Below are 13,463 nucleotides of genomic sequence, written 5' to 3' on the forward strand. Positions count from 1 at the left end.
AAGATGGCGTGAAGGAGCCGCAGACGCGGCCTTCACAACTCCCTATTCTCATCCGCCATGAAGCCATTCAGCATGCAACGCGTCGGGGTAATTCTCGCCACGGTACTGGGACTTGGCCTGATCTTCGCCGCCCAGCCGGCCTCCGCCACCACCCGCGACGACGGCGTGATCACCGGCGTCTCGGCCTCCGTCGACAAGAAGACGGCGGCACCGGGCGATGAACTGACCCTGACCCTCTCCCTCACCAACACCGAATCCGCCCCCATCACCTTCGCGTACGAGTGGATCGGGCCGAGCTTCCCCTCCAACCAGCTGACCGGCGCGTTCACCTTCACCGGCTGCGGCGGGGACCAGGTGGACTGCGTGTTCGGCGGCAACTCCGTCAACTTCCATCCCACGGTGCCGATCGCGCCGGGCGCCACCCGCACCGTCACGGCCACCGTCAAGATCACCTCCACGCCGCCCTGGACCGGGTCGTACACACTGAACTGGGCCCCGTACGTCTACGCCGAGTACGGCTACCCGGTCGTCAAGACCAGGAGCGGCCCCTTCCTCGACGGCATGCCCGGCCTGCAGACCGTGATCAGCTGACCCCCGCCCCGCCGACCGCCCCCGCCGTCACCCGGCGGCGGGGGCCGGGACCGTCACCCGGCGGCGGGGGCCACCGCCTGCGCCTGCGCCGGCGCCGGGGCGAAGCGGTCGGCCAGCGGCAGGACGGCGAGCACCAGCAGCATCGGGGCGAGCAGCGCCCAGCGGTACGAGCTCGCGTCCGCGATCGCCCCGACCAGCGGCGAACCGACCAGGAAGCCCACGTAGTTGAAGAGGTTGAGCCGGGCCACCGCGGCGTCCGAGTCGGCCGGGAAGAGCCGGCCGCCGGCCGCGAACACCTGCGGGATGATCGCGCAGATGCCGAAGCCCAGCACGGTGAAGCCGGCGATGCCCGCCCAGGCGGCGGGCGCGACCGCGGCGAGGCCGAAGCCGAGCGCCGCCAGCGCGGCACCGACGCGGACCACCGGGACGGCGCCGAAGCGCTGCACCGCGCGGTCGCCCAGGGCCCGGCCGAGCAGCATCGCGACCATGTAGCCCAGGTAGGAGAGCTTGGCGAGGTCCTCCCGGCTGCCCAGCCCGTCGGTGAGGTACTTGACGCTGTAGTTGGAGACCGAGGAGTCCGCGATGTACGCGAAGGCCATCGCCAGGCAGAGCGGCAGCAGCGGACGCCAGGGGACGGACCGGGCGGCGGCCTCTGCGGCCTCCCGGACGGCGTCGCCGAGTTCGGCCGGACCGGCGAAGAAGGCGCCGGCCAGCAGGGCGAGCGGGGCGATCACGGCGGCGGCCGTGCCGAACAGCAGCGGCAGCCCGAGGTCGTAGTGCGAGCCGAGGCCCGCGAGGGCCGCGCCGAGGATGCCGCCGAGGCTGAACGCGGCGTGGAAACCGATCATGATCGAGCGCCCGTAGCGGTGCTGGAGCCCCACCCCGAGCATGTTCATACTGGCGTCCAGCGCACCCACCAGCAGCCCGAACGCGCCCAGCGCCAGGGCGAGTTGCCACAGTGCCCCGCCCAGTCCGGCGGCCGCCAGGCTCAGGCAGACGGCGGGCTGGACCACCCGCAGCACGGCCCGCGCGCCGGTGCGCTTCACCAGCCGCTCGGAGGCGATCGACCCGGCCCCGGCCAGCACCGGCACCGCGGCCAGGAAGACCGGCAGCAGCCCGTCGCTCAGCCCGTACCGGTGCTGGATCTCCGGGATGCAGGTGACCAGCAGGGCGAAGGTGACGCCCTGGAGCAGGAAGGCGGCGGCGAGCGCGGCCCGCCCGGTGCGCAGACCGGGCGCCACCGGGGGCGGCGACGCGGCGGGCGGAACGGGCGGGACCACGGGCGGGGCGGCACTCAAGCGGACCTCCAGGCGGACTCCACACGAACCGCGCTACCGGCCGGTAGGACGATGTTGGCGAGAGCGTAGGGGGTGCGCCGCGATTACGGGAGGGGTCGCGCAGCGGTCATTTCCCGCCCGAGGCCAGTTCCCGGGAGCGGTCCCGGGCCGCCTCCAGGGCGCCGAGCAGGGCGGCCCGCACCCCGTGGTTCTCCAGCTCGCGGATCGCCGCGATGGTCGTGCCGGCCGGGGAGGTGACCGCCTCGCGCAGCTTCACCGGGTGCTCGCCGGAGTCCCGCAGCATCACCGAGGCACCGATCGCGGACTGCACGATCAGGTCGTGCGCCACCTGCCGGGGCAGCCCGAGCAGGATGCCGGCGTCGGTCATCGCCTCCACCAGGAAGTAGAAGTAGGCCGGTCCGGAGCCGGACAGCGCGGTGGCCGCGTCCTGCTGGGACTCGGGCAGCCGCAGCGCCTTGCCGACCGAGCTGAAGATCTCCTCGGCCCGCGCCAGGTGCTCCTCGCCCGCGTGCGAGCCCGCCGAGATGACGCTCATCCCCTCGTCCACCAGGACCGGGGTGTTGGGCATCACCCGGACCACCGGGGTGCCCGCCGCGAGCCGCTCCTCGAACCAGGCGGTGGGAACGCCGGCCGCGGCCGAGATCACCAGCCGGTCCGCGCCGACGTGCGGGGCCAGCTCCTCCAGCAGGGCGCCCATGTCCTGCGGCTTGACCGCGAGGATCAGGGTGTCGGCGAGCTTGGCGGCCTCGGCGTTGGAGACGGCCACCACGCCGTAGCGGTCGGCGAGTTCGGCCGCCCGCTCGGGACGGCGGGCGGTCACCAGGACGTCGGCCGGGTCCTTGCCGGCCCGCAGCAGACCGGAGAGCAGGGCCTCGCCGATCTTGCCGGTGCCCAGGAAGGCGATCTTCTGTCCGTGTGCTCCGCTGCTGCCCATGGTCCGCTCCCGCTCCTTGCCTCGGTACTGCCGCCATCCTCGCACCGCCCGGCGGCCCGCGCGGGGACCGTCCGCTCCGTGGTCGCGGCCCGCACGGTCGCCTGCCGGAGGACAGGCCCCTAGGGAGAAATCTCGGGGGTTTCCCCTATGGCCTCCCGGCTCCCGCGGGCGCACCGTGGAGCCATGGCACACGACGAAATGTCCCGACGTGAGAACCGGCAACTCGCCGTCGCCTCGGCGACCGTGGGCCCGTGGCGGACCGCCGCGGGGGTCGGTGCGGTGGTGGGGGCGACGGCCCTGGGGATCGATGCGATCACCGGGGACTGGTCGCTGAGCATGCTGGCCTCACCGGCCGGCTGGGGCCTGTTCTTCTTCTTCCTGGTCGGCACCGTCGGCGGCCGGCTGCGGCGCGACACCACCGACCGGAGGCTGCGCCGCTGGGCGAACGACCACCCCTGGCAGTCGGCGCTCCCGGCCGCCGGCGGGCTGCTGGTCCTGAACACGCTGGCCCAACTGTTCCTCGGCGACGAGGGCCTGTTCGGCGCCTTCTTCATCTCGCTGCTGCCGGCCGGCCTGCTGCTGGCGATCGCCGGGGTGGTCGGCTCGGTCAAGCAGGCCCGCGGCAAGGACTGAGCGGGCGCCCGCACCGGCGCGCTTCCGGACGAACGGCACCCGTCCCGCGGACGACGCACAGGTGTTCACCACACGGTGTGCCCCCGATCGACGGATCGTCAGACCCCGTCGGCATACTGGCGCGATGCCGATCGCCGAAGAACCGGAACCGCGCCCCGCCGGGGGCGACGAGCCGAACGGGTCCGACCCGTCCGGGGCGGGCCGGAAGGACCCGTTCGCCGACCTCGTCCTGGACGAGGAGTTCGTCCGCAGCGCCACCGTCAAGGAGCAGAGCGGGCGCACCCGCATGCTGTCCGCCCGCTGGAAGCACACCCCGCCGGTCGATCCGGGCGGCCGCCGCTCGGTCAACGACGGCCCCGCGGCGCGCGGGCGCCGCTTCCGCCGCAAGCCCGTCCGCCCGGCGCGGGCGGTCGACGCGTGGGGCGACCCGCGTCCGCGCCGCCGCCCGGAGTGGCGCACGCCGCTCTACGTCCTGCTGACCGTCGCCGTGCTGCTCGTGGCACTGAACATCGACGGGCTGAAGCTCTGGTACTCCACCCACTTCGGCTACGCCTCCGACCACCCGGTCTCCGCGAGCCCGGCGGCGGAGCGCGACGGACGGCGGCCGACCCCCGACCACCCGTGGGCCGGCTCCCCCGCCGAGGACTGGGCCGCCGGCACGGACGGGATCGAGCTGCCGAAGACCCCCCGGGCCACCGGCGCGTTCGGTGCCGACGAGGTGGCCGCCCGGCTGCAGTCGGTGCGGGCCTACCTGGCGGCGGCCCACCTGGACCCGAAGGTGGTGTCCGGCGGCCGCCCGGACGCCGCGCTGGCGATGCTCGACGGCCGCACCCGGGAGGCCGCGGCCGCGTCGCTGGACCACCCCTCGGCGACCAGTGACCCCACCGCCTGGTTCACCCGCTTCGACCCGCGGGAGGCCGTCCCGGTCACCGACGTGGTCAAGGTGCGGGGCCGGATCGACGTCACGGCCGACGGGGAGAACGGCGTCCTGATGCGGGCCGACGTCAGCTACGTGTACGCGCTGCGCCCCGGCCCGAAGACGGCCGACCAGGCGGCCTCGGCGAACGGCTCCGCGGACCTCGCGGAGACGGTCCGGACCATCGTCCGGCAGGTGGACACCTTCCACTTCTACGACCCGGCCAAGTACCAGGTCGATCCGGGGAAGCTCGCGATCGACGAGACCGTGGAGAGCTTCGGCAACAGCACCTGCGGCCGCTACGACGGCTTCCTGCACCCGGAGTTCGACCGGTCCACCCGGCCCGGCCCGGTACCGACCGGGCCGACCGCGGACCCGTACGACCGGGACCGGGTGCCGCCGGGCACCGGGAACTGCGGCTCCGCCAGCCGGACCTGACCGCCGTCAGCGCTTGCGCTTGGCCCGGCCCGGCGCCTTGGTGTCGGGCCGGCGGCCGCGGCCCGCCTGGCGCTTCTCGTACTGGGCGACGGCCCGCTCGTGGGCGGCCCGCCGGACCGCCTCGCCGGGAGCCTCGACCAGGCTGCGGACGAAGTAGGCGGCCAGGCTGCCGGCCCCGCCGATCAGCCAGACCGCGCCGAGCGACTTGTCCTCGGCCATCCAGCCGGTCAGCTGGTCCCGGCCCTCGGTGAGCACCTTCCAGGTGCGCCGTACGGCCATCATCGAGCAGACCGCGATGGCGGCGGTCAGCAGCCCGTTGAGGAAGGTGCCGTCCTCGGAGAGCGCGATGCCCTCGATGCCGAAGCGCAGCACCAGCACGGCGGCGGCGGTCGCGGCCAGGGCGCCGACCGAGACACCGACCCGGCGCGGCCAGTAGCCGTTGTCCCGGTTGAGCCAGGACGTGCCGAAGAAGCGGATCGGCTCCGGCTCGGGGGCGCCGGCGGGAGTGGGGGCGGGGGTGGGGGGCTGCTCGCTCACGCCGTCGATTATCACCCGAGCGCCGCACACGGCGGAGGAGCCGTCCCGGCCGGTGGGACGGCTCCTCCTCGTTCGGTGCGGGCCCGGTGTTCCGGTGCCGTACGGGCCCGGTGTTCCGGTTCCGTACGGGCCCGGTGTTCCGCTTCCGTGCGGGCCCGGTGTTCGCCTCGGGCTCAGCCGAGCTTGGACACGTCGCGGACGGCGCCCTTGTCGGCGGAGGTGGCCATCGCGGCGTAGGCCCGCAGGGCCTGGCTGACCTGGCGCTCGCGGTTCTTCGGCCGGTAGCCGCCCGTGGCCTCCAGGACGCGGCGGCGCTCGGCCAGCACCTCGTCCGGGACCTCCAGGGAGATCCGGCGGCCGGGGATGTCGATGGCGATGGTGTCGCCGTCCTCGACCAGCGCGATGGTGCCGCCGGAGGCCGCCTCCGGGGAGGCGTGGCCGATGGACAGGCCCGAGGTGCCGCCGGAGAAGCGGCCGTCGGTGACCAGCGCGCAGGCCTTGCCCAGGCCCCGGCCCTTCAGGAAGGAGGTCGGGTAGAGCATCTCCTGCATGCCCGGGCCGCCCCTGGGGCCCTCGTAGCGGATGACGACGACGTCGCCCTCCTTGACCCGCTTGGCGAGGATCGCCTCGACCGCGTCCTCCTGGGACTCGACCACGACGGCCGGGCCGCTGAAGGTCCAGATCGACTCGTCCACGCCGGCGGTCTTCACGATGCAGCCGTCCTCGGCGAGGTTGCCGTACAGCACGGCCAGGCCGCCCTCGACCGAGTAGGCGTGCTCGGCGCCGCGGATGCAGCCCTTGGCCGAGTCGGTGTCCAGCGACTCCCAGCGCTCGGACTGCGAGAAGGCCTCGGCGGAGCGGACGCAGCCGGGGGCGGCGTGCCACAGCTCGACGGCCTCGGCGGACGGCGAACCGCCGCGCACGTCCCAGGTCTTAAGCCACTCGGCGAGCGAGTCGGCGTGCACGGTGTGGACGTCCTCGTTGAGCAGCCCGGCCCGGTACAGCTCACCGAGGATGGCCGGGATGCCGCCGGCCCGGTGCACGTCCTCCATGTAGTACGAGCCGTTCGGCGCGACCTTGGACAGGCAGGGCACCTTGCGGGAGATCGCGTCGATGGCCCGCATGTCGAAGTCCAGCTCGGCCTCCTGGGCGGCGGCGAGCAGGTGCAGGATGGTGTTGGTCGAGCCGCCCATGGCGATGTCCAGGGCCATGGCGTTCTCGAAGGCGGCGCGGGTGGCGATCGCCCGGGGCAGCACCGAGGCGTCGTCGCCGCCGTAGTAGCGGTTCGCGATCTCGACGACGTTCTGCCCGGCCCGCTCGTACAGGGCCCGGCGGGCGGTGTGGGTGGCGAGCACCGAGCCGTTGCCCGGCAGCGAGAGGCCGATCGCCTCGGTCAGGCAGTTCATCGAGTTGGCGGTGAACATGCCGGAGCACGAGCCGCAGGTGGGACAGGCGTTCTCCTCGATGATCGCGATGTCCTCGTCGGAGACGTTCTCGTTGACCGCCTGGGAGATCGCGTCGACCAGGTCGAGCTTGCGCACGGTGCCGTCGACCAGGGTGGCCTTGCCGGCCTCCATCGGGCCGCCGGAGACGAAGACGGTCGGGATGTTCAGGCGCAGCGCGGCCATCAGCATGCCCGGGGTGATCTTGTCGCAGTTGGAGATGCAGATCAGGGCGTCGGCGCAGTGCGCGTTGACCATGTACTCGACCGAGTCGGCGATCAGGTCGCGCGAGGGCAGCGAGTAGAGCATGCCGCCGTGGCCCATCGCGATGCCGTCGTCCACGGCGATGGTGTTGAACTCGCGCGGGATGCCGCCCGCCTGCTTGATCGCCTCGGAGACGATCCGGCCGACCGGCTGGAGGTGGGTGTGCCCGGGGACGAACTCGGTGAAGGAGTTGGCCACCGCGATGATCGGCTTGCCGAAGTCCTCGCGGGCTACGCCGGCCGCCCGGAGAAGCGCCCGGGCGCCTGCCATGTTGCGACCGTGGGTGACCGTACGGGACCTCAGCTCGGGCACTGTGCTCCACTCCTTCGGGGCTCTCGCGGGCACCCCGCTGCTGGGAGGGTTCGGGGGCCGCTGTGGGTACCGAGCCTACGCCCGCCGTCCGGCCGGCGGACGGTCCGTCCGCGATGCGGGCAGGCGGGGACGCGGGCAGGCGGGCAGCGATGCGGGCGGACGGCGGTGCGGGCAGGCGGCGGGCGTCAGCCGGGCTTGACGGCCACGGTGAGGTCCAGGCTGAACGGCTCGACCACGACGCCGTCCGGGAACGCGGCGACCATGGCCTCCCGTTCGGCGGCCAGCACCGGCGCGCGCTCCTCGGGGCTGAGCGAGGCCAGGTAGGAACGGGAGGTGAGGTCAGTGAGCACGTGCTCGACGGTGACCCGCCGCTCCCAGCGCAGTGCCGTCCGTTCGACCACGAGGCCGGCCGGGGCGAAGTGCCCGACGTGGCCGCTGATCCCGCCGTAGCCGTGGAAGCGGCCGGGGAGGGCGGCGGCCATCCGCTCGCTCCTGGCCCGGATCCACGGCACGGTCTCGTCGTACACGTTCCACCAGGCGGCGACGGCGCCCCCGGGCCGCAGCACCCGGACCGCCTCGGGGACGGACTTCTCGGGGTACGTCCAGTGGAAGGCCTGGGCGTAGGCGACCAGGTCGACGGACCCGTCGTGGAAGGGCAGGTCGTCACCGGTGCCCCGGACCAGCGGCAGGCCCGGCGAGGAGGCCAGGAACCGGGCGGCCATGCCGGGGCTGGGCTCGACGGCGACGACCTCCGCACCGCGCGCGGCCAGCAGCCGGGTGGCGATGCCCGTCCCGGCGCCGACGTCCAGGACCCGGGCACCGGCGAGGCCGCGGCCCCAGAGCCGCTCCAGCGCGTCGAACAGCTCGTCGGGATAGCCGGGGCGGCCCTGCTCGTACTCGGCGGCGACCCCGCCGAAGCTCGCGGCGGCCTCGCGGTAGTTCCGACTCTCCGTCATGCGTCCCCCTTCGTACGGCAGTTGACGCCCGGTCGGACCGGACGGCTCAGCGTACGCGCGAGGGGGTGGCCAGGTGCAAGCGGGTAAAAGCGAGGGCCTCGGCCAGGTCGGCCTCGCGTTCGGCGGGGGAGGCCGAGCGGCGGGTGTTGACCTCCAGCACCACGTGGCCGTCGAAGCCGGTCCGGGCGAGGTGCTCCAGCAGCTCGGCGCAGGGCTGCTTGCCGCGGCCGGGGATCAGGTGCTCGTCCTTGCCGGAGCCGCTGCCGTCGGCCAGGTGGACGTGGGCGAGCCGGTCGCCCATCCGCTCGACCATGGCGAAGGTGTCGATCCGGGAGGTGGCCGCGTGCGAGAGGTCGATGGTGAAGTGCCGGTACTCCTCGTCGGTGACGTCCCAGCCGGGGGCGTACGCGAGCATCTCGCGGTCGCGGTAGCGCCACGGGTACATGTTCTCGACGGCGAAGCGGACGTCGGTCTCGCCCGCCATCCGGTGGATCCCCTCGACGAACTCCCGGGCGTACTGGCGCTGCCAGCGGAACGGCGGGTGGACGACCACGGCGCTCGCGCCGAGCTTCTCGGCCGCCGCCCGGGCCCGGACCAGCTTGGTCCACGGGTCGGTGCTCCACACCCGCTGGGTGATCAGCAGGCAGGGCGCGTGCACGGCCAGGATGGGCAGCCGGTGGGCGTCGGAGAGCCGGCGCAGGGCGTCGATGTCCTGGCTGACCGGGTCGTTCCAGACCATCACCTCGACCCCGTCGTAGCCGAGCTTGGCGGCCAGCTCGAAGGCGACGGCGGTGCTCGCCGGGTACACCGAGGCGGTGGACAGCGCCACCTTGGTGTCCGGGATGTGCAGGGCCGGGTGCCGGGGCAGCACCAGCCGGTCGGTGGTGCGCAGCAGCGGCGGGCGGGCGGCGTCCCGCTTGGCGGCCTTGACCGAGCGGACGGACTGGACGGCGGCCTTGGCGGCGCCGGCGGCCCGGGCGGTGCGGGTCTCCTTCGGGGCGGCCTTGGCGGCGGGCTGCTTCGTCTTCGGGGCGGGCTGCTTCGCGGTGGACTGCTTCGTGGTGGGCGTCTTCGCCGTTCTCGCCGTCTTCGCCGCGGCGGTCTTCGCCGCGGCGGTCTTCGCCGCGGCGGTCTTCGCCGCGGCGGTCTTCGCGGTGCGCTGGGCGGCCTTGACCGCCTTCGAGGCCTGCTTGGCGGCCTGGGCGGCGGTGGCGCCCGTGACCGCCTTGCCGAGCCTGCGGCGCGGGCCGTCCGGCCGCGACTGCCCGCTCCCGGGAGTGCGGTCCTCCTGCGTTCCGTCCTCGCCCGCTGGTTGCACCACGGGAGACAGCGTATGCGGAGCACGCGGCGAACGGGGCGGGATGACCGGCGCAGTGACCATCGGCACGTTGCCCCGGGGCGGTCGGTCGGCGGTCGGTCGGCGGTCGGTCGGCGGTCGGTCGGCGGTCGGTCGGGACGGGTCCGGACGACTGTCCGGGCGGCCGCCCGCGTGCGCGCCCCGGGGTGCGCGCCCGGCTTACGGGGTGAGCGCCGGGCGGCGGCGGTCGGCCGGGCTGTCCATGGTGTCCAGGCGGCGCAGGATGATGCCCTCGCGCAGCGCCCACGGACAGACGTCCAGCTCCTCCAGCCCGAACAGGTCCATCGCGGCGTCGGCGACCAGCGCGCCGGCCAGCAGCTGCTTGGCCCGGCCCTCGGAGACTCCGGGGATCCGGGCGCGCTCGGCGACGGTCATCGCCGACAGCCGGGGCAGCCAGGCGGCCAGCCCGCTGCGGGTGAGCCGGCGGTCGGCGTACGGACCGGCGTCGGCGGGGGCGGCGCCGGTCATCCGGGCCAGCTGCTTGAAGGTCTTGGAGGTGGCGACCGCGTGCCGGGCCGGGCCGAGCCGGGTGATCTCGCCGACCACGGTGGCGAGCTCGGCCCGGATGTGGCGTCTCAGCTCGCGCAGCCCCTCCGGGTCGGCGACGTCCCCCGGCAGCCAGCGGGCGGTCAGCCGGCCGGCGCCCAGCGGCAGCGAGCAGGCGACGTCCGGCTGCTCGTCCAGGCCGCAGGCGATCTCCAGCGAGCCGCCGCCGATGTCCAGGTTGAGCAGCCGGCCCGAGGACCAGCCGAACCAGCGGCGGACGGCCAGGAAGGTGAGCCGGGCCTCGTCCTGCCCGGAGAGCACGCGCAGCTCGACTCCGGTCTCGGCGGCCACCCGGCGCAGCACCTCCTCGCCGTTGGCGGCCTCGCGCACGGCGGAGGTCGCGAACGGGAGGATGTCGACGACGCCCTTGTCCTCGGCGACCCGCAGCGAGGACGCGACGTGGCCGACCAGCCGCTCGACCCCGGCCTCGCTTATCGCACCGTCCTCGTCCAGCAGCTCCGCCAGACGCAGCTCGGCCTTGTGCGAGTACGCGGGCAGCGGAGCAGCGCCCGGATGGGCGTCCACCACGAGGAAGTGGACCGTGTTGGAACCTACGTCGAGCACACCGAGTCGCATAACTCTCCACGCTACGCGATCCGGGCCCTGGTGAGAGGGGGTGCGGCGGTATTCGCGCCGGTCCGGAACCGGTGGGTGGGCCGGTGGGCGGGCCGGTGGGCGGGCCGGTCCTCCGGCGGCCCGCCGCCCGTCAGAGGAGACCGTCCCACAGCTGCTCGACGATGACGGCCCACCAGTTCTCCGGGTCGGCGAAGACCGTGCCGTCCACGGCCGCCAGCGCGCGCTGCAGGGCGTCCACCGCCGCGCCCGCGGCCACCGGGTCGAGCCCGCGCAGGGCCGGCCACCAGCCGGCGAACACCTCCAGGCAGCGGACGAAGGCGCGCAGGTCCGCGTTGCAGTGGCGGGCGGTCGCGTAGTCCGGGTCCACCGCACGGACGGCGCCGTCCACCGGGTCGAGGGCCAGCAGCGCCCAGCCGTCCGTCCCCAGCACCAGCTGCCCGGCGAGCGCCAGGCGCTCCCGCTCGGCCACCCGGGTGCCGCGGCCGAGTCCGGCCAGGTGCGCGGCGAGCGGGGGCAGGACGGTGCCCTGGCGGGTACCGTCGGCGATCGCCTCCGCGCCCGGGTGGTGCAACGCGAAGAACCCCGGCACGGCCACCGGGACGCCCACCGCCAGCAGCAGCGCGGCCGCGTCCCCGGGCAGCTCGGCGCGGGCGACGTCGGCCGGCTCGAAGCGCTGGACGCCCGCCGGGCCGAACCGCTCCGCGAGCCGGGCGGCGAGCGCGGCGTCGGGCTCCCCGGATGTGCCGGGAGCGCCGGACGCGTCGCGCACCGCGCGGGGGAAGGGCACCCGGTTGCGGGCCGGACCGTCCGGCGGCGCGGGCAGCGCCCGTACGGCGGCGGCCCGGTGGTCGAAGCGCGGGCCGTACGGAAGCTCGAAGTCGACCCGGACGTCCGGCAGTTCGACGGCCAGCGCGTACGACCAGTAGCCGCCGGGCAGGGCGCTCGGCCGCAGGTCGGTCCGGACGGCCAGCACGTCCTCGGCGGCGACGCCCTGCTCGCGCAGCCACCACCAGCCGCGCAGCGCCGGGTGCGGCAGGCCCGCCGCGGACCGCAGGGCCAGCGACCGCTCCTCGCCGGTGCCGTCCCGGTAGGTCAGCTCGGCCCGGGCACCCCGGCCGGTCGCCGGCGGGAGCGTCGGGTCGTAGCCGCCCGCGCCGACGAAGTCCCGGTACAGCCCCACCACTTCGTCCACCGGCACCGAGGGCCACACCGTGAACCGCCCGCTCTCCCGGTCCACCACGGCGCAGGCCGCCCCCACCTCCTCGGGCGCCCGCCGCTCCCCCGTCCGCGGGTCGACCACCACCCGGGCGGGCTCCGCCCACACCACCCAGCCGAGCTCGAACTCATGGGTGCACACCCGCCGCACCACCCCGGCCCCCTGCGGCAGATCCCCGTTGATCCACCGCTGCCCCGCCTCCACCGCCTGCGCCCGCGAAATCATCCGGCCCTCCCCGACCCCGACCCTGCCCGACCCGCGACCCTACGCCCCACCCCTGCCGCCCGCCCCGCGCAGGAAGTCGGCCCAGCCGACTTCCTGCGTCTCCCCCTGCGATGAATGCGACGACTGGCCTGCACACCCTTGCTGCCCCACACCCCCTGCACGAAAAGTCGACCCCGCCGACTTCTGGCGTAGCTCCCTCTGCCGCCGACCCCACCCCTCCGCGCACGAGAAGTCGATCAGCCCGACTTTCCATGCACCCCTGGGGGACGCCCCACACCTCCCCCGCGCACGAAAAGTCGACCCCGCCGACTTCCTATGCAGAACCCGGACGAATACGACGGCCGGCCTACCTGGCCCCAGGCACACCCAGGCCCGGCCAGCCCGAAAGCGCACAGGAAGTCGGCCCATCCGACTTCTCGCGCGAGTTCCTCCAACCCGGGCGAAGACCAGGCCACATAGCCTGCCGCCGCCCCCGCCCCTCCGCACACGAGAAGTCGATCAGCCCGACCTTCCATGCACCCTCCGGGAGGAATATGCAGACCGGTCTACAGATCCTGCCGACCCGCACCCCACCCTGCGCACGAAAAGTCGGCCCGCCGACTTCCTGTGCAGGACCTGGGAAAATATGACGGCCGGTCTACATAGTTCTGGGCACACCCGGGCCCAACCGGCTCGTAAGTGCGCGAGAAGTCGGCCCAGCCGACTTCTCATGCGAGCCCGTCCAATGCACGCGCGAGGGATATGACGGTCGGACTACATAGATCGCCGCCGGCCTCGCCCCTCTGCGCACGAGAAGTCGACTCCGCCGACTTCCTATGCCGCGCCTGGTGGACCTCGACCTGGCCGGCTCGATAGCGCACAGGAAGTCGGCCGGGCCGACTTCTCGCGCGGGCTACCCCCGGTTCCCGTGTGGCGAATATGGCGACCGGTCTACAGATTTCTCCGCAGAAGGGGTGTCGTGTGCGGCTGCGCAGGAAGTCGGGCGGGCCGACTTCCTGCGCGGGGTACGGGGTCCAGCTCAGTGGCGCGGGTCAGGCGGCAAGGGGGCAAGGGGGTGCGGGGCAGGCCGTGCGGGGGTGCGGCTCAGGAGGCGAGGTGGCAGGGGGCACTGCGTCCGGCTGCGCAGGAAGTCGGGCGGGCGACTCTGCTGGCGAAGTCGGTTGGGTTGGGCGTGGGACGGTAAGTGTGTGCCGGTCGGGGTGGGTTGGCTGTCTGTGGGGGT

The 13,463-nt window shown here is 74.2% G+C and carries 11 protein-coding genes; 3 read left to right on the forward strand and 8 right to left on the reverse strand.

Going from position 1 to position 13,463, the window contains the following annotated elements:
- The first annotated feature begins 57 nt into the window (after nt 1-57).
- Nucleotides 58-591: a hypothetical protein gene (locus AMK13_RS24100; protein WP_107418826.1), complete on the forward strand. Its 534-nt coding sequence runs from the start codon at nt 58-60 to the stop codon at nt 589-591.
- 53 nt (nt 592-644) lie between these two features.
- Here AMK13_RS24100 and AMK13_RS24105 read toward each other — a convergent pair whose 3' ends face one another.
- Nucleotides 645-1,820 carry an MFS transporter gene (locus tag AMK13_RS24105; RefSeq protein ID WP_074004056.1) on the reverse strand — a complete coding sequence of 392 codons (1,176 nt, stop codon included), beginning with the start codon at nt 1,818-1,820 and terminating at the stop codon, nt 645-647.
- Between the two features lie 175 nt (nt 1,821-1,995).
- Nucleotides 1,996-2,823, reverse strand: a complete 828-nt coding sequence (gene proC / locus AMK13_RS24110) for a pyrroline-5-carboxylate reductase (RefSeq protein ID WP_049652199.1) — start codon at nt 2,821-2,823, stop codon at nt 1,996-1,998.
- Between the two features lie 183 nt (nt 2,824-3,006).
- Here proC and AMK13_RS24115 point away from each other — a divergent pair, with 183 nt between their 5' ends.
- Nucleotides 3,007-3,456, forward strand: a complete 450-nt coding sequence (locus AMK13_RS24115) for a hypothetical protein (protein WP_143204615.1) — start codon at nt 3,007-3,009, stop codon at nt 3,454-3,456.
- A gap of 124 nt (nt 3,457-3,580) precedes the next feature.
- Complete coding sequence (locus AMK13_RS24120) at nt 3,581-4,810, forward strand: SCO2583/SCO2584 N-terminal domain-containing protein (RefSeq protein WP_074004026.1); 1,230 nt, start codon at nt 3,581-3,583, stop codon at nt 4,808-4,810.
- A gap of 6 nt (nt 4,811-4,816) precedes the next feature.
- On the opposite strand, the gene AMK13_RS24125 is transcribed toward AMK13_RS24120, so the two are convergent.
- The 6 genes from AMK13_RS24125 to AMK13_RS24150 all read right to left on the reverse strand — a co-directional run bounded on the left by AMK13_RS24125 (nt 4,817) and on the right by AMK13_RS24150 (nt 12,241).
- Nucleotides 4,817-5,347 carry a hypothetical protein gene (locus AMK13_RS24125; protein ID WP_107418827.1) on the reverse strand — a complete coding sequence of 177 codons (531 nt, stop codon included), beginning with the start codon at nt 5,345-5,347 and terminating at the stop codon, nt 4,817-4,819.
- 173 nt (nt 5,348-5,520) lie between these two features.
- Nucleotides 5,521-7,365, reverse strand: a complete 1,845-nt coding sequence (gene ilvD / locus AMK13_RS24130) for a dihydroxy-acid dehydratase (RefSeq protein WP_074004027.1) — start codon at nt 7,363-7,365, stop codon at nt 5,521-5,523.
- Nucleotides 7,366-7,550: 185 nt separating this feature from the next.
- On the reverse strand, nt 7,551-8,321 hold the full coding sequence (locus tag AMK13_RS24135) for a class I SAM-dependent methyltransferase (RefSeq protein WP_074004028.1): 771 nt from the start codon (nt 8,319-8,321) through the stop codon (nt 7,551-7,553).
- A gap of 46 nt (nt 8,322-8,367) precedes the next feature.
- Nucleotides 8,368-9,195 carry a sugar phosphate isomerase/epimerase family protein gene (locus tag AMK13_RS24140; protein WP_079272395.1) on the reverse strand — a complete coding sequence of 276 codons (828 nt, stop codon included), beginning with the start codon at nt 9,193-9,195 and terminating at the stop codon, nt 8,368-8,370.
- A 642-nt stretch (nt 9,196-9,837) separates the two neighbouring features.
- Nucleotides 9,838-10,800 carry a Ppx/GppA phosphatase family protein gene (locus AMK13_RS24145; RefSeq protein ID WP_074004029.1) on the reverse strand — a complete coding sequence of 321 codons (963 nt, stop codon included), beginning with the start codon at nt 10,798-10,800 and terminating at the stop codon, nt 9,838-9,840.
- Nucleotides 10,801-10,930: 130 nt separating this feature from the next.
- Complete coding sequence (locus AMK13_RS24150) at nt 10,931-12,241, reverse strand: SUKH-4 family immunity protein (RefSeq protein WP_074004030.1); 1,311 nt, start codon at nt 12,239-12,241, stop codon at nt 10,931-10,933.
- Nucleotides 12,242-13,463: the final 1,222 nt, after the last annotated feature.

The sequence above is a fragment of the Streptomyces sp. CB02056 genome (assembly GCF_001905545.1).
GTDB lineage: Bacteria > Actinomycetota > Actinomycetes > Streptomycetales > Streptomycetaceae > Kitasatospora.